Below are 18,932 nucleotides of genomic sequence, written 5' to 3'. Positions count from 1 at the left end.
TCGCGCGGTGACCGAACACAGGCTTGGTGGCGTCACCGACCGCATCAGGTCTCCAAGGAGGCGTCATGAGCACTACCGTCGACACCGCGACCGGAGTTCAGTCGTTCCAGGTCGAGATTCCGCAGGAGCAGCTCGACGACTTGCACCGGCGGGTCGCAGCCACGCGCTGGCCCACCAAGGAGCTTGTCGCGGACCGCTCACAGGGCGTCCAGCAGGCGACGCTTCAGGAGCTCGCCCGCTACTGGACGAGTGAGTACGACTGGCGCAGGTGCGAGGCGAGACTGAACGCGCTGCCGCAGTTCACGACCGAGATCGACGGAGTCGAGATCCATTTCATCCACGTCCGGTCGCCGCACGAGAACGCGTTGCCGCTGATCATGACGCACGGCTGGCCCGGCTCGGTCATCGAACTGCTCGACACCATCGGTCCGCTCACCGACCCGACCGCGCACGGCGGCAGCGCGGACGACGCGTTCCACGTGGTGCTGCCGTCCTTGCCCGGCTACGGCTTCTCGAGCGAGCCGACCGAGCTCGGCTGGGAGAACGGTCCGATCGCTCAGGCATGGGCCAAGCTGATGGACCGCCTCGGTTACACGCGCTACGTGGCTCAAGGCGGCGACGTGGGCGCGGCGGTCACGGACGCGATGGGTCGCCAAGCCCCGGCCGGGCTGGTCGGGATCCACGTCAACTTGCTCGCGACGGCGCTGGGCATCGTCGACCTGCTGCCGGCGGAGACCGAGCAGGAACGCGCGGCACACGCCGCGCTCAAGACGTTCACGACGGACGGCTTCGGCTACTTCCTGGAGCAGTCCACCCGGCCGCAGACGATCGGGTACTCCCTGCTCGACTCACCGGTCGGGCTGGCAGCCTGGATGCTCGACCACGACACGGACAGCTACTACAAGATCTCTCGCGCGTTCGTCGACCGGCAGCCCGTCGGCAACCTCACCCGGGAGAACATCGTCGACAACATCACCCTGTACTGGCTGACCGGCACCGGCGCGTCCGCCGCCCGCTGGTACTGGGAGTTCGGGCAGTTCCTGCACGCCGCGGCCGGCCACACCCCGCCGCCGGTCCAGGTTCCCGTCGGCTTCTCGACCTTCCCCGGCGAGATCTGGGCCGCTCCGCGCAGCTGGGCCGAGACGGTCTACCCCGGCCTCGCCTACTTCAACGAGGTCGACAAGGGCGGCCACTTCGCCGCTTGGGAGGAGCCGGACCTGTTCACGGCCGAAGTACGCGCCGCCTTCCGCGCACTGCGTTGACGAACGAGGTCGTTCCGTACCCACCGGAAGACGCCCGATGCGAGCACCATCGGGCGTCTCCATCGGGAGGCGGGCTCGATCTCGGACAAAGAAGGCAGTCGATTCGCAGGGCGGCAGGCATGGTCGTCGTACTCAGGGCGCCGCGTTGATTCCCCGCAGCGCGTCTCCCAGCTGTCGACGCGCCGTGACACGCAACTTCGTGAAGACCTTGCGGATGTGCCACTCGACGGTGCGTGGACTGATGAACAGCTCCGAGGCGATCTCGCCATTCGTCAAGCCGTCCGCCGCGAGGCGAGCGATGTGCAGTTCCTGCGCCGTGAGCTCCGGCTGGGTCTCCAGCTGTCTGCGAACCGTCTCGCCGGTGGCGCCGAGCTCGCGACGGGCCCGGCCGGCGAACGCCTCCATTCCCATCGCTGCCAACGCGTCGTACGCAGCACGGAGTTGCTCACGTGCATCGAGCCGGCGACCGGCGCGCCGGAGCCATTCGCCGTACAGCAGACGGGCCCGAGCCGACTCGGCGCGCAGGTTCGTGCGCGCAAGGCGGTCGACCGCTTCGCGGTAGAGCTCGTGCGCGTTCGGACCGTCAAGTTGGGCCTCCGAACGCGCCGCCACACCCACCGCCCAGTCCGTGCCACCGGCCCGAGCCGTCTCGGCAAGCTGCTCGGCGGCAGCTGCGGCGGTGGCAGAATCGCCGGTTCGGGCTGCGGCCTCCACGAGCTCCACAAGACTCCAGGACCTGACCACCATCTCCTCGGGGTGGGCGGCGCCCGCCCGTGCGGATTCGAGAGCCGCGGGGTACCGGCCAAGGCTGTTGCTCAGCAGCGCGTTCGCCCAGTGGGTCAGAGACACACCGAGTCCTTCGCCGCGCGCTGCAGCCTCCCGCCGCGCCGACGCGAGAAAGCTCTGCGGGTGGCCGTCGCGCCCCTCGAACGCGGTCAGGCCGATAGCGCCGTACGGCGTCATCCTGATCTGCGCGAGCTCAGTCGCCACGTCGGCCTCGTGGACCAACGCTGCCGCGGCGGGCAGGTCGCCGGAGTACAAGTCCACGAAGACGCGCGAGTTGAGCGCGAGTGGCAAGGCGCTCACAGCACCCGAGTCCCGTGCGATCTGCAGGTGCCGGCCGGTCAGCCGGTCCCAAGCCCGGTCGTCCCTCAGATCGATCGCGACCACCGTCGCCAGCCAGAGGAACCGGACCGCGTCCTGCACCGAAATGTCGTCGCTGTCGAACGCCTCGAGAACGGCGCGGAGCAACGGAGCCGCGGTTTCGTAGCCGTCGCCGAAGAGGGTTGCGAGTGCGCGCAGCAGGTCGTCTCCACGTCGTGGCCGCGTCGGCCGCCGTACGTCGCGCACCATCAGCGCAACTGCCATCGCGCCCGGCTCGGCGGCCAGATGTCCGCCGAACCAGGCCGCCGTGAAGGCGTCGACATAACTGTCGAGGGCCAACTCGACGTCGAGCGGCTCCAAGCGGCGGGCAGCGCTCACCAGCAACGGGAGAGCTTCGCGGCTCTGATTCGCCGCCAGCCCGATCTGGGCGCGCAGGACGTCGAGACGAGCGTGCTGGAGCTCGTCGAGCGGTCCGTGTTCGGTCACGACGAGCAGTTGGGACGCGGTCTCGAGGGTGCCGGCATGCATCATGGCCTGTATCGCATTGAGCCGACGCCGGACCCGGTCGCCGGCGTCGGGCGTCAGGACTGCGGCCCGTTCGAGAAAGGCGGCTGCCGCGGCCAGTCCACCTTGTGCCAGTGCGCGATCAGCAGAGCGTTCAAGCTGCGCGGCTACCGCCTCGTCGGGGCCGGTAGCCGCGCATGCCCGGTGCCAAGCCTGTCGATGTGGGTCCGCCCGCGGGTCGGTGGCCTCCGCCAGCGCCCTGTGCGCCGCCTGACGCTCTGCTGCAGTGGCCGAGCGGTAGGCCACCGAACGCACCAGAGGGTGCCGGAACCGCACGGTCTCGCGGAGTTCGATCAGGCCCGCCTGCTCGGCAGACCGGGCGGCATCCACGCCGACGCCGAGCCGCTCGGCCGCACGCCACAGCAGGCGGATATCACCGAGCGGCTCTGCCGCCGCAGTCACCAGGAGGAGACGCGACTCGGGCGGAAGCAACTCGAGCCGCGCGCGAAATCCCTCCTCCATCCGGCTGGTGAGGGAACGCTTCCCGGCCGCGCTGCCGGGCCCCGGACCGAAGCTGAGCTCAGCCCCGGTGAACCATCGCGGCAACTCCAGCAGCGCCAGCGGGTTCCCGTGCGCCTCTGCCAGGATGCGCTCTCGCACGCGTGCGTCCAGCCGCCCGCTGACAGCTGACTCCAACAGTGCCCGAGCCTCCGGCGCGGCCAGACCACGCAGTGACAGACCCGGAAGACCTGCCCAGATCTTGACACCCTCGCCCGCTCGCACGGCGGCGACCAAGGCGACGGAGTGAGCGATGGACTGGGCCGCGAGCCGGCGCGCAACAAAGGCCAGGGTCCGCACAGAGGCTTGATCAAGCCACTGTGCGTCATCGACGGTGCACACCACCGGACCGTCCCGGGCAGCTTCGGACAGCAAGGTCGAGGTCGCGAGCCCGACCAGAAACTGGTCCGGGGGCGTGCCCTCGCGCAGACCGAACGCCGTCGAGAGGGCATCAGCCTGCGGCCCTGGGAGCCGGCCGAGCATGCCCAGCAACGGCTCGCACAGCTCGTGCAGGCCTGCGAAGGCAAGCTCCATCTGCGACTCGACGCCACCAACGTGCAGGATGCGACAGTCCGTGGCCGCTGTCGCGACATACTCCAGCAGGGCACTCTTGCCGATGCCGGGCGCACCTCGCAGGACGAGAACACCGTGACCGCCTCCACGCGCGGAAGCAACGAGACGGTCCAGCATCTCGCACTCCTCGCGCCGGCCGCGCAAGTGCGGCCGGGGACGGCTGGTTCTCCGGGACACGACCCCCTCCAAGCACAGTCGTCTCACGCTCGCATCGGATCCCCGCGACGCGCAATGCCCGATGGCGCGCACCGCCCAGGCCGCCCACCGCCGACACACCAGTACATCGGCCAGTGCCTGGTACTGGCGCCATCACGTGCACGGTGAGTGATGGTCGAGACATGGAACCCCAGGCGGGTGTCTCGTGATCGGAGATCTTCGATGCACGCTCCGCAGTTTCACGTCACCGAGATCTCGGACGCCTACTGGCGAGCGTCGTTCGAGAACGGACCGGTGAACCTGATCGACCTCGGCACGATCGAGCAACTCGGCGACCTCGTGGCCCGGATCGAGGAGGCTCCCGCACTCACGGTTGTGGTCTTCGACAGCTGGAACCCGGACTTCTTCATGGCGCACTGGGACATCACCGCCGACCGGAGCCTGCTGGCTGCGATGAGGCCGGGCCCGACCGGACTGCACCCCTACCTGGACAACCTGGTCCGGCTGAGCAAGGTCCCCGCGGTCACCATCTCGGCTGTCCGGGGGCGGGCCCGTGGCGCCGGCAGCGAGTTCCTGCTGGCGACCGACATCCGGTTCGCGGGCGACAACGCCGTGATCGGCCAGGTGGAGGTCGGCATGGGCGCAGTGCCCGGCGGCGGCGCGATGGCCCGCCTGGTCGGATTGGTCGGCCGTGCGCGAGCCGCCGAGATCGTCCTCGGTGCCGACGACTTCCCGGCTGCGCTCGCCGAGCAGTACGGCTACGTCAACCGGGTCGTCCCCGACACCGAGCTCAACGAGTTCGTCGATCGATTCGCACGCCGTATCGCCGGCTTCGACAAAACCGTGATCGCCGGTGCCAAAGCACTGCTGGACCTCGCGTCGCTGCCCGCCGACGAGGAGCTCGGGCCTGGAATGATCGCGCTGCTCCAGACCGCGTGGCGGCCGGTGAACGCCGTACGGCTGCGATACCTCCTCGAACGCGGCCTGCAGACGCCGATGGGCGCCGAGCTCGACCTCGGCAGGGTGGTCGGGGAGTTCGGGGCACCACGGCAGGATGACCGCCGGCACCTCCGGTCGTCTGACTGAGAATCGTTGCTCGCAGCCGGAGTCGGTGCCAGAGTGAAACCTGCGCCAGGCTCCGACGTCGCCCCATGCCGAGGCCTAATCTGCCCTGCTGGATCGCGACGAATGGGGTGGTCATGACTGTCGGCCCAAGATGGCCGGGCCTTCGCGGACGCCGTACCGAGTGCGAGTCGCTGATTTCACTGCTCGATGATGCCCGAGACGGGCACAGCCAGGTTCTGGTTCTTTGCGGCGACGCGGGAATCGGCAAGACGGCCCTGCTGCAATACCTGCTGGACAATGCCGACGGATACGGAGTGAGCCGGGCAGCCGGTGTCGAGTCGGAGATGGAGCTCGCCTTCGCGAGCCTGCATCAGCTCTGTGTTCCCTTCCTCGACCGGCTGGAGCGTTTGCCACCTCCACAGCGGACGGCACTCGACACCACATTCGGTCTGGCGTCAGGCACCCCGCCCGACCGGTTCGTCGTCGGACTCGGTGTGCTCAACCTGCTGAGCTCCGCGGCCGAGGACCAGCCGTTGCTCTGCGTCATCGACGACGCCCAGTGGCTCGACCAGGAATCCGCGCAAACACTGGAGTTCGTCGCCCGCCGGCTTCGTGCGGAGCCTGTTGCGATGGTCTTCGCTCTCCGTACGACGGACGAACAGCCGATCCTGACCGCACTACCGCAGCTGCCCGTGCAAGGGTTGAACAACCGCGATGCCGCCGACCTGCTGGACTCGGTGGTGGCCGGCCGGCTCGACGCCCAGGTCCAGGAGCGCCTCGTGGCCGAGTCGCACGGCAACCCGCTCGCACTGCTCGAGCTCCCGCGCGAGCTGGCTGCGCCCGGCCGGGCACCCGTGGACGACAACACTCCGAGCGCCAGTCTGGCCGACCGGTTGGAGGCACGGTTCCTCCGCAAGCTGGACTCGCTCTCCGATCAGGCCCGGCAACTCCTCGTCCTCTCCGCCGCCGACCCGGTGGGAGACGTCGACCTGGTACGTCGCGCCGGACGGCGACTCGACATCGGCGCGGAGGCGATTTCAGCGGCCGAGTCGACGGGCATGCTCGAACTGCGTCATCGAGTCGAGTTCAGGCACCCGCTCGTGCGGTCGGCCGTCTACCGTGCCGCTGCTCCGGAGGAGCGGCGCACCGTCCACCAAGCTCTCGCCGATGTCACTGACCCGGTTGCGGACCCGGACCGCCAGGCCTGGCACCGCTCTCGCGCCGCCACCGGTCCCGACGAATCGGTCGCGACTGCGCTCGAGCAGTCGGCGGACCGTGCCCTCGGCCGCGGCGGGCTCAGCGCGGCGGCATCATTCCTCGAAGCCGCGGCAACGCTCACACCTGAGCCGGACCACCGAGCTCGGCGATCACTGGCCGCCGCGCGCGCAAAAGCAACAGCCGGTGTCTTCGACGACGCCTTGTCCTTGCTCGCCGAGGCGCAGGCCGGACCGCTCAACGAGACCGAGAGCGCTCGAGTGGACCTGTTGCAGGCACAGATCACCCACTACTCCGAAGGCGGGAACAAAGGGCTCCCGCTGCTCCTGGCTGCTGCTGCCCAACTCGAGCGGCTCGACCCGAAACTGGCACAGGAGACCTACCTGGACGCCTTCGCCGCGGCGATGTTCGCCGGCCGGCTCGCGGCCGGATCCGGCATCGGGATGCGTCAGGTTGCCGAGGCGATGCGCGAGATCCAGCTACCGGAATCGGCAGGCAAGTCCGATCTGCTGCTGCGAGGCATCGCGGTGCTCTACACCGACGGCTATGCGGCAGCCGCGCCCGGCCTGCTCGACGTCGTACGCGCATTCGGCACCGACGAGCTCACCATGGACGAGTCCGTGCGCTTCGCGTGGCTCGCCGCCTGCGCGGCGACGGATCTCTTCGACGACGTCAACTGGGACGTCCTCACGCGCCGGCACCTGAACGCCATTCGCGAGATCGGTGCCTTGAGCGTGCTGCCGGTCGCCCTCAACAGCCGCATCATCTACGACCTGTACAGCGGCGACCTCGCCGAGGCGGAGGCCCTGGTCGCCGAGTGCGCCTGGATCGCCGAGGTAACCGGCGGGCAGAACACGATGCTGCCGTACGGCGAGGTCTGCCTCAGCGCCCTCCGCGGCGACGCCGGACGGGCGGAGCCGCGCTTCCGGAAACTGCTCGACGATGTCACGGCTCGCGGCGAAGGAGTGGGCCTCAACATGATCGGCTGGTTCCAGGCGATCATGTTCAGTGGCCTGGGGCGGCACGCGGACGCGTTGACCGCGGCCCGGCTGGCCGCCGCGTCACCACTCGAGCTCGGGCCTCCGAAGTGGGCCCTCGCCGAAGTCGTCGAAGCCGGCGTGCACAGCGACGACACCGCGGCAGCCTCCTCGGCGTTCGAACAGCTCTCGTCGTTCACACAGGCCAGCGGTACCGATGCGGCACTGGGCGTCGAAGCCGGCCGCCGAGCCCTGCTGCAGTCAGGTCGAGCGGCAGAAGACTGTTACCGGGAAGAGGCCGACAGGCTGGCGCACACGACGCTGCACGTCGAGCGCGCCCGGGCCCAGCTCCGGTACGGCGAGTGGCTGCGACGTGAGGGCCGTCGCGCCGAAGGACGGACTCAACTGCGGTTGGCGTTCGAGACGTTCAGCGCGATGGGCGTGGAGGGATTCGCCGAGCGTGCACGTCAGGAACTCGCCGCGACGGGTGATTCTGTGCGCCGGCGGGCAGTCGAGTCCGCGGGCCGTCTCACCGCGCAGGAGACCCACATCGCCCGGCTCGCCGCGGACGGACTCACCAACGCCGAGATCGGCGCCGCGCTCTTCCTCAGCGGCCGAACCGTGGAATGGCATCTGCGCAAGGTCTACACCAAGCTCGGCGTTCAAACCCGCAGGGAGCTGCGCCAGTCCGTCCCGAATTCGGCGCATGCCACAACGCAAACCTCCTGATGCCCTCCTCGCTCGGCCCTCGAGCCGTCGGACGGCGTCATGGACGGACGCGTCTGCCGGCGGGTTGTCAGCCGGTGAGCTGTGCATAGGTCTTGAACTCCTGGAATTCCTCCAGCGCGCGGCCCAGTCGGCTCTTCGAAGGTACTCACCCGAAGACCTTCCGGAAGCCGTCCCGCCACGAGGGGTACTGCGGCCTGAACCGCAGCTCGGACCTGGCCTTCGAGTTGCTGGCCGCGCGCAGGTGGTTGCCGTAGTAGACGGACTGGACGCCGAACGTCCGCTCGGCCTCCTCCTCGGACACGCGCATCGGGGACGGGGCATCCAGGAGCTGGGCCAGGTAGGGCAGCCATTCGGCCTGGCGAGCAGGTTCGTCGTCCACGACGTTGTAGACACCAGGACCACCGCCGTCGACCGCCAGCACCGTGGCCGACACCGCGTCGCGCACGTGAACGAACGGGTAATGGCCGGCGCCGTCGCCGACGATCGGCATCTCACCCGACTTGACCGCGTTGGCGATGTCTCCACCAGGACCGATCGCGGTGCCCTCGCCGTACAGGAATCCGTACCGAAGCACGACTCCTTCGATCCCCTGCGTGTCCAGCACCAGGTTCTCGGCCGCGATGTTCGCCTTGACGTGACTGCCGATCGGCCCCGGCCCTTCCAGGTACGGCGGTGTGGACTCGTCCGTCGGCCCTGATCCGGGCTGCGTCATGAAGCTGGCGCTCTGTGCGACCACCCGCAGGCTGCCGGCCTCACGCGCCGCGCGCATCAGGATCTTGGTGCCCTCGCGCCGCAGCCGGTTGGTCGCCGCCAGCCAGGTGCCGTAGTCCTGGGACGGTGCCGACAGGGCAGTCATCAGATTGACGATCACCTGGGGTTCGGCCTTGATGATCGTCTGGCCGACCTCGATCTCGTCGAGCCCGTCCATCAGGACCGGCCGCGCACCGAGTCGCTCCACCAGGGGAAAGCTCTCGCGCCGACGACTGCTGACCGTCAGCTGGTGGCCACAGTCGACGAGTGCCTGGACGAGAGGCCGACCGACGACCCCTGTTCCTCCTGCGACGAAGATCCGCATGGTCCGCTCCCTTGCTGTCCTAGCGGGTGTGCCTCGTTCAGCGTGGATCGACGGGGGGACGCCTGGCGCCCGGCAGAGGCACTGGTCCGGCCACGGGTCAGCGCACCCACGGGCCGAACACGGGCCACAACCCTGCGCCCGGGGACCAGGGCAGGGACCAGGGAAGCTCACGGGCGCAACAGCGCGTGGAGGCGGCCAGTCTCGGTGTGGTCGGCAGATCACACCGAACCTGTCCCTTTCGAAGGAGTCTCACCATGAGCACCTCGCCCTCACGACCACCGGCCGAGGTCGTCAGCGATCAGTCGTCGCCGCCCCCTGGCAGGCCCCGGTTCTCCCGCCGAGGCTTCGTCGGCACCGCCGCGGCTGCCACCGGGGTATCACTGCTCGGCGGGCTGGCGACGTCCACTGCCTCCGCGGCGCCGAAGCGGTTGCAGGAGGGCTTCGGGTCGGTCTCCACCGCCCCGAGGCTGCCGGCCGGCTTCACCAGAACGTTCAAGAGCCGGTTCGTCGAGGCCAACGGCATCCGCCAGCACGTCGTCATCGGCGGTGACGGTCCCGCGCTCCTGTTGGTGCACGGCTGGCCCGAGAACTGGTACGCGTGGCGCTTCCTGATGCCGGCACTGGCTCGCGACTTCACCGTCGTCGCCGTCGACCAGCGCGGCATCGGGCTGAGCGAGAAGACCCGCAGTGGTTACGACGCAGCCACCTTGGCCGACGACCTGGCCTCCCTCATGACCGGACTCGGCCACCAGCGGTTCGCTGTGGTCGGCCACGACACCGGCTACATCATCGGGTACGCACTGGCAGCCGACCATCGCGACCGCGTCGACCGCCTGGTCGTCGCGGAGATCCCCGGACCACCAGGAGTGGTGGATGTCGAACACCCCCCGCCGCCGCTCTTCGTCCCCGAGTTCCTCAACAACAGGCTGTGGCACATCCCGTTCAACCGGGTCGACGACGAACTGATCGTCGACATGGTCAGGAGCAACGCGGACGCCTTCTACCGCTACGAGTTCGCCATCCAAGGCGGTGGGACGACGCTGCCGGACTACGCCATCGACTACTACGTCAGCCTGTACAACCGGGACCGGAACACCCTGCGAGCCAGCTTCGGTCTGTACCGTGCCTGGGACGCCATCCTGGCGCAGAACGGCGAGCGCCAGAAGACGAAGCTGACGATTCCGGTTCTCGGGATCGGTGGGGAAAACAGCTGGGGTGCGGCCGCGGCAGGTGGGATCCAGCCTGCGGCGACCGATGTCCAGACCGCGGTCATCGCCGGCACCGGACATTGGGTTGCCGAGCAGGCACCCGCGCAGATGCTCGCCTTGTTGGGCGCCTTCCTGGCTCCGTACCTGAAGGCTGCCGGGTAAGCCCGCGTCCTCGTCCCAGGGAGCCACCCATGCATCACGTGGACGCCGTACGCGCGGGCGGGTCCAGAACCGCCACTTTCGTCCTGGTCGCCGTTGACCGTGAGACCGACGGGCTCGACGCAGTCGCTTGGGCGGCGGCCGAGGCATCGGCTCGGCAGGCAAACCTGCACATCTTGCACGTCATACCTTGCGACCCGTTCGGCCTGGCCTACGTCGGGCCGGGCGACGCCGGCGCGTACGACGCCGGCCGCCGAGTGCTCGACAAGGCTGCGGAGCGCGCCCACCGGGTCGCACCCGACCCTGCGATCGCCACTCGCATCAGCACCGGCGAGGCCGGCCGCTCGATCGCCCTCGAGGGCGACGAAGCGGACCTGATCGTGCTGGGTCGCGCGGCCAACTGTGGTCCCTCCCGCCGCTGGAGCAAGTCGGTGACCCTGCAGGTCACCGCACGGTCCCGGCGACCAGTCGCCGTGGTTGGCCTCGCCCAGACGCCGCCTCACGGGCGCGCCGCCGGTCGAGTGGTCGCCGTGGTGCCCTCGCGTCATGATCCAACCGCGGCATGGGCTGTCCTGGGAGCTGCCTTCAACGCGGCTCACCGACGTGGGATCGGAGTCACCGTGCTTGCCGACCCACCAGACGCGACCACGGCGAGTGGGACCACCCTCGACGACCTCCTGCGGCAACATGTGCAGGTCTTCTTCGACGTGGATCTGCAGCGATTGCCGTTGACCGGCCCGCACGGATCCCTTCTGACGCAGGCGTCACGGTCCGCCGCGCTTGTCGTGTTCGCCGTACCCGAAAACCGGGTCGTCCGGTGGCGATCCAGATCCGCCATCGGTCGCCTGCTCGAAGCGATCCCGGCCCCTGTCACCTTCGTCCACCATCGCCCCAGCCCGCTGCTGGTACACCGCGCGAGCCGTACATGACCTACCAGCCGTTCCTCCCCGAGGTCTTGGCCGGCTCGATCGAGGCACGGCACGCGGCGGTGTCGCATCGGCGCCATCTCAACCGCACCCAGCTGGGAGCGCAAGGTCCGGGTCCTCGCGATCTGGCTGACAGCGGCCGTGTTCGGCCGGGACATCCTCTCGCTGGCCGCCGTACAACACCCACGCGCCGCCTTCGTCACCGGCGGCGAACCGGTCCTGCCCAGCGAGAACGCGTCCCAAACAACCGAGTACCCGGTCCAGCGGTCAGGCGTAACAACGTGACGCCACTCGGTGAGCGCCCGGATCTTTGCACTGGCTTTCGCTGTCTCCGTGTTTGCTGTATGCGTACGCCGCCCACGAAGGCACCGGCAGAGGAGACAAGATGGTGCTGCAGCAGGTGCCGACCGATACCTCCCAGCACAGCTCAGCCATCGGTGCCCGGTTGTCCGGTGTGGATGCCGCTCGCGGCATCGCCCTGCTCGGGATGATGTCGGTGCACATCATTCCGGCCGTGGACGAGACAGGACAGATAAGTACTGCCTATGTTGTGGCCAGTGGGCGGGCGTCGGCGTTGTTCGCCGTACTCGCCGGCGTGGGTCTCGCCTTGGCAACCGGTGGCCCGCGTCCGTACTCGGACAGGCGCCTGCTGGCCACCCGCAGCGGGCTCATCGTCCGTGCAGGTTTGATCGCACTTCTGGGGCTGACGCTCGGCGCGGTGGACACACCTGTCGCGATCATCCTCGTGTACTACGCACTGTTGTTCGTCTGCGCCGTTCCCTTCCTGTCGCTCGGCGCAAGAGTGCTCGCGCCGCTCGCGGTGGGCTGGGCGCTGCTCGCGCCGGTCCTGAGCCACATCGTGCGCTCGTCACTGTACGGATCCGGCAGCGGCAACCCGACCTTCGGCTCGCTCGCCGAACCCCGCGTACTAGTCACGGAACTGGTTCTGACCGGGTACTACCCGGTGCTGCCGTGGATGGCCTACCTGCTGGCTGGATTGGCCGTCGGCCGGCTCGCTCTCGGCTCAACGCGAGTGGCTGCGAGCCTGCTCGTCGGCGGCGCGAGCCTGGCCATCCTTACCAAGGCTGTGTCCTGGACCCTGCTGCACCCGCTCGGTGGCCTCGACCGGATCGTAGGTAGTCCGGTGGCCGAGCGCAGATTGTCGACCTCCCTCGGCGGCACCACTCCTACGACCTCCTGGTGGTGGCTCGCCGTGTCCGGTCCGCACTCGGGCACGCCACTCGACCTGCTCCACACGATCGGCACAGCACTCGCCGTGCTCGGCGCCTGCCTACTGCTTGTCCGCGTCGCAGCACCCCTCTTGACGCCACTGACCGCCGCCGGCGGCATGACGCTCACGCTCTACACCTTGCATGTCGTCGCACTCGGCACAGTCGGATATGACGCCGACGATGCAGCGCTTCTGATCGTTCACGTGATCGTCGCCCTGACCATCGCGCTCGCCTGGCGCTCCTACTACCGACGCGGACCACTCGAAGCCGCGGTCTCGGCGACCGAGCGATCCGTCCGAACCTTCACATCCAACGCCGGCCGCCGGTCGAACTGATCGCCATCGCTCTGGAGGATGGCTCTCTCCGTATGCGTCTCGCCTGTGTTGCGCGGGAGTTGGCGGGTGTCGATCAGCCGCTGGGCGACGTCGCGCAACTTGGTGTTCGTGTCTTGCGAATAGCGCCGCAGTACGGCGAACGCGCGGCCGGCGTCGATGCCGTAGCGCTCCATCAGAATCCCCATCGCCTGGCCGACAACCATCCGTGCGTCCACGGCCCGAGCCAGGTTCTGCTCGGTGCGGGCACTGTCGACCGCGACCGAGGCGTGCCGGGCCAAGAGCTCGGCGATGGCCTCGTCATCGCGCCCGAACGCGCCCGATTCGGTGCTGTACAACGCCAGTACGCCGACAGTCCCCGTACCGGTCGTCATCGGCACATCCAACACGCTGCGCACCCCGAGCGCTCGGACCTTGGCTGCCCATTCAGGCCACCGCTGCTCGGTCTCTGTGTCGGCCACCACCACGGTGGCGCGGTGATTCATCGACTCCACCAGCGGACCGGCATCCGCTGCCAGCTGGAACTGGACGATGTCGGCAACCATCGGATCGGTGGTGGCCGGCACCTCGGCTGGGCGCCGCTGGGCAGCCAGCGCCACACCCGCGTGAGAACAGTGCAGCGCCCGCAAAGCAAACTGCAGCACGGTCTCAGCTGTCTCCTCAACGCCCTCGGTGCCATGCAGTTCCACCGCCAACTGCGCCAGCCGCTCGGCGATCCCGCCGGGCTCGGAACCGAGGTCAGGGTGCTCCATGCGAGACATCATGCCCCACCCTCTGACAACTCGCCCGGCAGACAACCCCGTCCGCGAGGTGGTCGACAACAGCCTGCGCAACCTCGACATCGACACGATCGATGTGCTCACCAAGAGCTGACCGCCGCCGACCTGGATCGCATCGACGAGGTCGCACCCGAAGGCGGTATCGGCGGACGAGGTCTCTGCCGCCCGCCGCGATTGGACGATGTCCACGACGAGCGCAGGGGCGGCGGAGAGGTGCCCTGTCAGTACGCCTTTCAGCAGGAACTCCCTTCTCGCCGTGGCGGCAGGTTGGATGAAGTCAGACTGTCCGCGCCCCGAGCGGGCGCGGCCTGACTGGAAAGGTTCCATCGGATGCGGAAGAAGCATCTCGCGGCAGCGCTCGCGCTGACGCTCACCCTTGCCGCCTGCGAAGCACCTTCAGCCGATCAGGCCACTACCCCCACCGCCGCGCCGAGTACCTCGTCGACAGGCCCCGGCACTACCGGCACGGTCACGACATCCGGCACGCCTTCGGACAGTGCCGGCCAAAACGTCGTGGGTACGGTCGTCCGGTTCACGGCGGGGTCGGAGGCGGTGGACGTGACCATAGGTCAGGACAGCCCGGCCACCCGTGACTTCCTCAGCATGCTGCCGCTGAACCTGACGCTGGAGGAGTTCAACGGCCGAGAGAAGATCGCAGATCTTCCGCGCCCGTTGAAGCATGAGGGATCGCCGGGATCCGACCCGGAGAACGGCCATCTCATCTACTTCGTACCGTGGGGCAACCTCGGTTTCTACTACAACACCGAAGGCGTCGGCTTCTCCGACCAGACACTCCACCTCGGCACCTACAACGCCACCACCGAGCAACTCGAACGCCTCGACGGCCGGGAGGCGACTGTGCAGGTCGTACGCTGAAGCGCCCCACCCAGGACCGGACCGGCTGATCGTTCACAACAGCTCGCCGCTCTGATCGGCGAGCTTTCTGCCGGGGACCCCGAGTTCAGGAGTCGTGGGCGGAGCACGCCGTCGCCGGCCGAGGTACCGGCGGCAAGCACCTGCGCCACCCCGTCGTCGGCGCCTGCTCGGCGTGCAGGTCGATGAGGAGGGCCGGCGGCGCTGCTCTGATCGGGGGTCCCACGGTGCGTCGGTGGGGCGTGGGATGCTGCGTCGGTGACGCTGTTTCTGCACCGTGCGGAGCGTACGGACGTGCTTGCGCGCGGATTGGGTGACCTGCTCGCCGAGCCGCTGGCCGATCCGTTCGCCGAGGAGCTCGTCGTTGTGCCGGCCCGGGGCGTGGAGCGATGGCTGTCGCAGCGGCTCGCGCACCGGCTGGGGGCGGCGCCGGCGGGCGGCGACGGGGTGTGCGCCGGGGTGCGGTTCATATCGCCGCGGTCGCTGGTGTCCGCGGTGCTGGGGCTCGGCGACGACGACCCGTGGGCGGCCGAGGCGATGGCCTGGCCGCTGCTCGCCGTACTGGATGAGTCCCTTGACGAGGCCTGGTGCGAGCCGGTGGCCCGTCACCTCGGCCACTTCGACACCGGGACCGAGGCCGAGCTGCGTCACGGCCGGCGGTATGCGGTCGCCGCCCGGCTGGCACGGCTCTTCGCGGCGTACGCCGTTCAGCGGCCGACGCTGCTCGCGGACTGGACTAAAGGCCGCAACACCGACGGCCGCGGAGCAGCAATCGACGACGACCTGGCCTGGCAGCCCGAGCTCTGGCGACGAATGGCCGACCGAATCGATGCGCCACCGCCGAACGCGCGCCACACCGAGACGCTCACCGAGCTCCGCGATCGGCCCACGTCGTTCGACCTTCCGGAGCGCCTGTCGCTGTTCGGGCACACCCGGCTCCCGATCACGGAGGTCGAGCTGCTGTCCGCGCTGGCTGAGCATCGCGACGTACACCTGTGGCTGCCGCATCCCAGCGACGCGCTGTGGGAACGCCTCAAGGCCGCCGGGACCACCCAAGGTGATCGATCGTTCGACAAGAGCCATCAGGAGGCTGACCACCCGCTGCTGGCCACGCTTGGACGAGACAGTCGCGAGCTGCAGTTGACGCTCGCGACGACGTCGTCCGTCGACGACCACTCCGCGCCGCCTCCGGCACCGGACACTCTCCTGGGTTGGCTGCAGCAGGACCTGCGCGACAACAAGGTCTCCCCCGCTGGTCGGCGGTTGACGGCGGACGATCGGAGCGTCCAGGTGCACGCCTGTCACGGCGCTGCCCGGCAGGTCGACGTACTGCGCGACGTACTGCTAGGGATGCTGCAGGCCGATCCGACGCTCGAACCGCGCGACATTCTCGTCATGTGCCCCGACATCGAGACCTACGCCCCGCTGATCACCGCCCGGTTCGGGCTCGGTGACCTCGGCGGGAACAGTCATCCCGCCCACCGGCTGCGGGTGCAGCTGGCAGACCGGTCGCTGACCCAGACGAATCCGCTGCTCGGGATCGCCGCCCAGTTGCTCGACCTCGCCGGGAGCCGGGCCACCGCCAGCCAGGTGCTGGACCTCGCCCAGGCCGAGCCGGTCCGCCTCCGGTTCAGGTTCACCGACGACGACCTGGACACCATCACCGCCTGGGTCCGCGAGTCGGGTGTCCGGTGGGCGTTCGACCGCGACGACCGCCGGCCGTTCGGCCTGGACGCGTTCCCGCAGAACACCTGGCGTTTCGGCCTCGACCGGGTGGTCAGCGGCGTGACGATGTCTGCCGACGCACACGCCTGGATCGGCACTGCGCTTCCGCTCGACGACGTCGGCAGTACCCGGATCGATCTGGCCGGCCGGTTCGCGGAGTACGTCGACCGCCTGCAGCTGATCGCGAGTCGTCTGGACGGCGTCCGGCCGCTCGCCGAATGGCTCGACGCACTCCGCGCCGGCATCGAGCAGCTGACCCGGGTCGGCCCCGACGACAGTTGGCAGACCGGCCAGGTCCAGCGCGAGTTTGCCGGCGTCGCCGCCGATGCCGGCAGCCTCGCTGGTACGGCGCTGAGGCTGCCCGACGTCCGGGCGCTGTTGTCCGCCCATTTGTCCGGGCGACCGACCCGCGCCAACTTCCGGACCGGCACGTTGACCGTCTGCACGATGGTGCCGATGCGCTCGGTCCCGCACCGCGTGGTCTGCTTGCTGGGGCTCGACGACGGCGTGTTCCCGCGCTTCGGTCTCGCGGACGGCGACGACGTACTGGCCAGGTGCCCGGTCACCGGCGAACGCGACGTCCGCAGCGAGGACCGCCAGCTCATGCTCGACGCGATCCTCGCCGCCACCGAGTCACTGGTGATCACCTACACCGGAGCCAACGAGTACACCGGCCAGCCGCGGCCGCCCGCCGTACCGCTGGGCGAGTTCCTCGATGCTCTGGACGGCTGCACCGAGTCGGAGGTCCGCGACGCGGTCCTGGTCAGGCATCCGCTGCAGCCCTTCGACGGCAAGAACCTCGAACCGGGCCGACTCGGCCGCCCGGGTCCGTTCACCTTCGACCCGGCCGCGCTGGTCGCCGGGCGGGCCGCGGCGGGATCCCGGCCACCGCGGCCGGAGTTCCTGGCCGGTCCGCTGTCTCTGCCCGCGGGCGACGACGTGGCGTTGGCCGACTTGCTGGCCTTCTTCCGTGATCCGGTGAAAGGGTTCTTCCGGGCGCTCGACCTGACGTTGCCCTGGGAGGTCGACGGGGTGTCGGACGCGATGCCGGTCGAGATCGACAATCTGGAGAAGTGGTCGGTCGGCGACCGGATGCTCCGCGACATGCTGGCCGGCATCCACCCCGACGTCGCGCTCAACGCGGAGTGGCGACGAGGAACGCTGCCGCCCGGCAGGCTGGGCTGGCGCACCGCGACCGAGATCCGTGATGCCGCCCGCGGGCTCGCGATCGCCGCCCATCCCCATCGGCAGGGCAGTCCGCGCGCGTTCGACGTGGATGTTGACCTAGGCAACGGCCGGCGCCTCACCGGCACCGTGCCCGGCCTGTACGCGTACCGGCTGGTGTCGGTCAGCTACTCCCGTCTGGATGCCAAGCAACTGCTGAGCGCGTGGGTGCAGCTCCTCGCGCTGTCCGCCAACGACGAGGACCACAACTGGACGAGTGTCGTCATCGGCCGCGCAGCGCGGGGCAACAACCCCGCAACGCAGCGGTTCGGCCCGATCGGCGCGGAGGCCGGTGCGCTGCTGGCCGACCTGGTCGCGATCTACGACGCCGGTCGCCGGGAACCACTGCCGCTGCCGCTCAAGACGTCGTACGCCTGGTACGACGCCCGCCGGACCAACGGCGACCCGATGACCGCCGCCGGCCGGCGCTGGCGTCCGTCGAAGTACGACGGTGAGAACGCCGATCGCGCTCACGTCCAGGTCTGGGGTCCCAACACCCCGCTGAACGTGCTGCTGCAACCGCCGCGGCCAGGTGAGGAGCAACCAGGCGAATCGACCAGGCTGGGGGCCTACGCCGCCCGGCTCTGGGGACCGATGCTGCGCTTCGAGCAGGGGGCGCCGTGATCGAGTCGTTCGACCTCCTCGGTCCGCTGCCCACCGGAACCACCGTGCTGGAGGCGAGCGCCGGCACCGGGAAGACGTATGCGCTCGCCGGGCTGGTCACCCGGTACGTCGCGGAGGGCGCCGCCCGGCTCGACGAGATGCTACTGATCACCTTCGGCCGTGCAGCCAGCCAGGAGCTCCGCGAGCGGGTGCGTGCCCAACTGCTGGAGGCCGAACAGGCCACCGCTACTCCAGACCGATTCGCCGGCGACACCGGTCTGCTCGGCCACCTCACGCGCGGCAGTGCGAGCGAAGTAGCAGAGCGCCGGCGCCTCCTCCGCGACGCGCTCGCCAACTTCGACGCCGCCACCATCGCGACGACCCACCAGTTCTGCCAGCTCGTACTGCGCTCACTCGGCGTCGCCGGCGACACCGACGCCGGCGTCACCCTGGTCGACGACTTGGGACCGCTCGTGGCCGAGGTCGTCGACGACCTGTACCTCGCGCACTTCGGGAGCTCGGCACAGCCACCGACCATCACCCGCGCCACCGCGCTCGAGATCGCCGCCAAGGTCGTCGGCAACCCGCACACCCGGCTGGTGCCCGAGGCGCCCGCCGACGGCTCGCCCGAAAGCGTCCGTGTCGGCTTCGCG

Annotated in this window: 12 protein-coding genes; 9 read left to right on the top strand and 3 right to left on the bottom strand. The window is 69.3% G+C overall.

Annotated elements, in window-relative coordinates; genetic code table 11:
- Nucleotides 1-65 precede the first annotated feature (65 nt).
- The gene (locus tag ACWCOV_RS31955) at nucleotides 66-1,262 is read left to right on the top strand and encodes an epoxide hydrolase family protein (RefSeq protein WP_449833059.1); all 1,197 of its coding nucleotides are present in this window, start codon (nucleotides 66-68) and stop codon (nucleotides 1,260-1,262) included.
- 132 nt (nucleotides 1,263-1,394) lie between these two features.
- Here the strand turns inward: ACWCOV_RS31955 and ACWCOV_RS31950 are convergent, their stop codons facing one another.
- Nucleotides 1,395-4,178: an AAA family ATPase gene (locus tag ACWCOV_RS31950; RefSeq protein ID WP_449833058.1), complete on the bottom strand. Its 2,784-nt coding sequence runs from the start codon at nucleotides 4,176-4,178 to the stop codon at nucleotides 1,395-1,397.
- Nucleotides 4,179-4,379: 201 nt separating this feature from the next.
- On the opposite strand from ACWCOV_RS31950, the gene ACWCOV_RS31945 reads away from it, so the two are divergent.
- Together ACWCOV_RS31945 and ACWCOV_RS31940 are read left to right on the top strand one after the other, a co-directional pair.
- Nucleotides 4,380-5,243 (top strand): enoyl-CoA hydratase/isomerase family protein, encoded by an 864-nt coding sequence (locus ACWCOV_RS31945; protein ID WP_449833057.1) that lies wholly within the window; start codon nucleotides 4,380-4,382, stop codon nucleotides 5,241-5,243.
- A gap of 113 nt (nucleotides 5,244-5,356) precedes the next feature.
- Nucleotides 5,357-8,143, top strand: a complete 2,787-nt coding sequence (locus ACWCOV_RS31940) for an ATP-binding protein (protein WP_449833056.1) — start codon at nucleotides 5,357-5,359, stop codon at nucleotides 8,141-8,143.
- Nucleotides 8,144-8,288: 145 nt separating this feature from the next.
- Here ACWCOV_RS31940 and ACWCOV_RS31935 read toward each other — a convergent pair whose 3' ends face one another.
- Complete coding sequence (locus ACWCOV_RS31935) at nucleotides 8,289-9,218, bottom strand: NAD-dependent epimerase/dehydratase family protein (RefSeq protein WP_449833055.1); 930 nt, start codon at nucleotides 9,216-9,218, stop codon at nucleotides 8,289-8,291.
- Between the two features lie 254 nt (nucleotides 9,219-9,472).
- Between ACWCOV_RS31935 and ACWCOV_RS31930 the strand changes: the two genes are divergently transcribed.
- From ACWCOV_RS31930 to ACWCOV_RS31920, 3 genes are all read left to right on the top strand, one after another.
- The gene (locus tag ACWCOV_RS31930; protein ID WP_449833054.1) at nucleotides 9,473-10,588 is read left to right on the top strand and encodes an alpha/beta fold hydrolase; all 1,116 of its coding nucleotides are present in this window, start codon (nucleotides 9,473-9,475) and stop codon (nucleotides 10,586-10,588) included.
- Between the two features lie 29 nt (nucleotides 10,589-10,617).
- Nucleotides 10,618-11,514, top strand: coding sequence for a universal stress protein (locus ACWCOV_RS31925; protein ID WP_449833053.1), 897 nt, complete (start codon nucleotides 10,618-10,620; stop codon nucleotides 11,512-11,514).
- Between the two features lie 382 nt (nucleotides 11,515-11,896).
- On the top strand, nucleotides 11,897-13,078 hold the full coding sequence (locus tag ACWCOV_RS31920) for a heparan-alpha-glucosaminide N-acetyltransferase domain-containing protein (protein ID WP_449833052.1): 1,182 nt from the start codon (nucleotides 11,897-11,899) through the stop codon (nucleotides 13,076-13,078).
- On the opposite strand, the gene ACWCOV_RS31915 is transcribed toward ACWCOV_RS31920, so the two are convergent.
- On the bottom strand, nucleotides 12,988-14,181 hold the full coding sequence (locus tag ACWCOV_RS31915; protein WP_449833051.1) for a GAF and ANTAR domain-containing protein: 1,194 nt from the start codon (nucleotides 14,179-14,181) through the stop codon (nucleotides 12,988-12,990). The genes ACWCOV_RS31920 and ACWCOV_RS31915 overlap by 91 nt on opposite strands.
- 3 nt (nucleotides 14,182-14,184) lie before the next feature.
- On the opposite strand from ACWCOV_RS31915, the gene ACWCOV_RS31910 reads away from it, so the two are divergent.
- The 3 genes from ACWCOV_RS31910 to ACWCOV_RS31900 form a co-directional block, all read left to right on the top strand.
- Nucleotides 14,185-14,730 carry a cyclophilin-like fold protein gene (locus ACWCOV_RS31910; protein ID WP_449833050.1) on the top strand — a complete coding sequence of 182 codons (546 nt, stop codon included), beginning with the start codon at nucleotides 14,185-14,187 and terminating at the stop codon, nucleotides 14,728-14,730.
- Between the two features lie 255 nt (nucleotides 14,731-14,985).
- Nucleotides 14,986-18,300, top strand: a complete 3,315-nt coding sequence (recC, locus tag ACWCOV_RS31905; protein WP_449833049.1) for an exodeoxyribonuclease V subunit gamma — start codon at nucleotides 14,986-14,988, stop codon at nucleotides 18,298-18,300.
- Nucleotides 18,297-18,932 (top strand): UvrD-helicase domain-containing protein (locus ACWCOV_RS31900; protein ID WP_449833048.1); only part of this gene is annotated, 636 nt, incomplete at its 3' end. The genes recC and ACWCOV_RS31900, both read left to right, overlap by 4 nt.

This window comes from Kribbella sp. NPDC002412 (genome assembly GCF_053592935.1).
Note: the sequence above shows the minus strand (reverse complement) of the source record. Positions and strands in the feature narration are given on the sequence as shown.

Bases quoted from the DNA above. Each gene is read 5' to 3' on its own strand.
- ACWCOV_RS31930 (WP_449833054.1), top strand. From the start codon at position 9,473: ATGAGCACCTCGCCCTCACGACCACCGGCCGAGGTCGTCAGCGATCAG.
- ACWCOV_RS31935 (WP_449833055.1), bottom strand. From the start codon at position 9,218: ATGCGGATCTTCGTCGCAGGAGGAACAGGGGTCGTCGGTCGGCCTCTC.
- ACWCOV_RS31925 (WP_449833053.1), top strand. From the start codon at position 10,618: ATGCATCACGTGGACGCCGTACGCGCGGGCGGGTCCAGAACCGCCACT.
- ACWCOV_RS31910 (WP_449833050.1), top strand. From the start codon at position 14,185: ATGCGGAAGAAGCATCTCGCGGCAGCGCTCGCGCTGACGCTCACCCTT.
- ACWCOV_RS31915 (WP_449833051.1), bottom strand. From the start codon at position 14,181: ATGGAACCTTTCCAGTCAGGCCGCGCCCGCTCGGGGCGCGGACAGTCT.
- ACWCOV_RS31945 (WP_449833057.1), top strand. From the start codon at position 4,380: ATGCACGCTCCGCAGTTTCACGTCACCGAGATCTCGGACGCCTACTGG.
- ACWCOV_RS31955 (WP_449833059.1), top strand. From the start codon at position 66: ATGAGCACTACCGTCGACACCGCGACCGGAGTTCAGTCGTTCCAGGTC.
- ACWCOV_RS31920 (WP_449833052.1), top strand. From the start codon at position 11,897: ATGGTGCTGCAGCAGGTGCCGACCGATACCTCCCAGCACAGCTCAGCC.
- ACWCOV_RS31940 (WP_449833056.1), top strand. From the start codon at position 5,357: ATGACTGTCGGCCCAAGATGGCCGGGCCTTCGCGGACGCCGTACCGAG.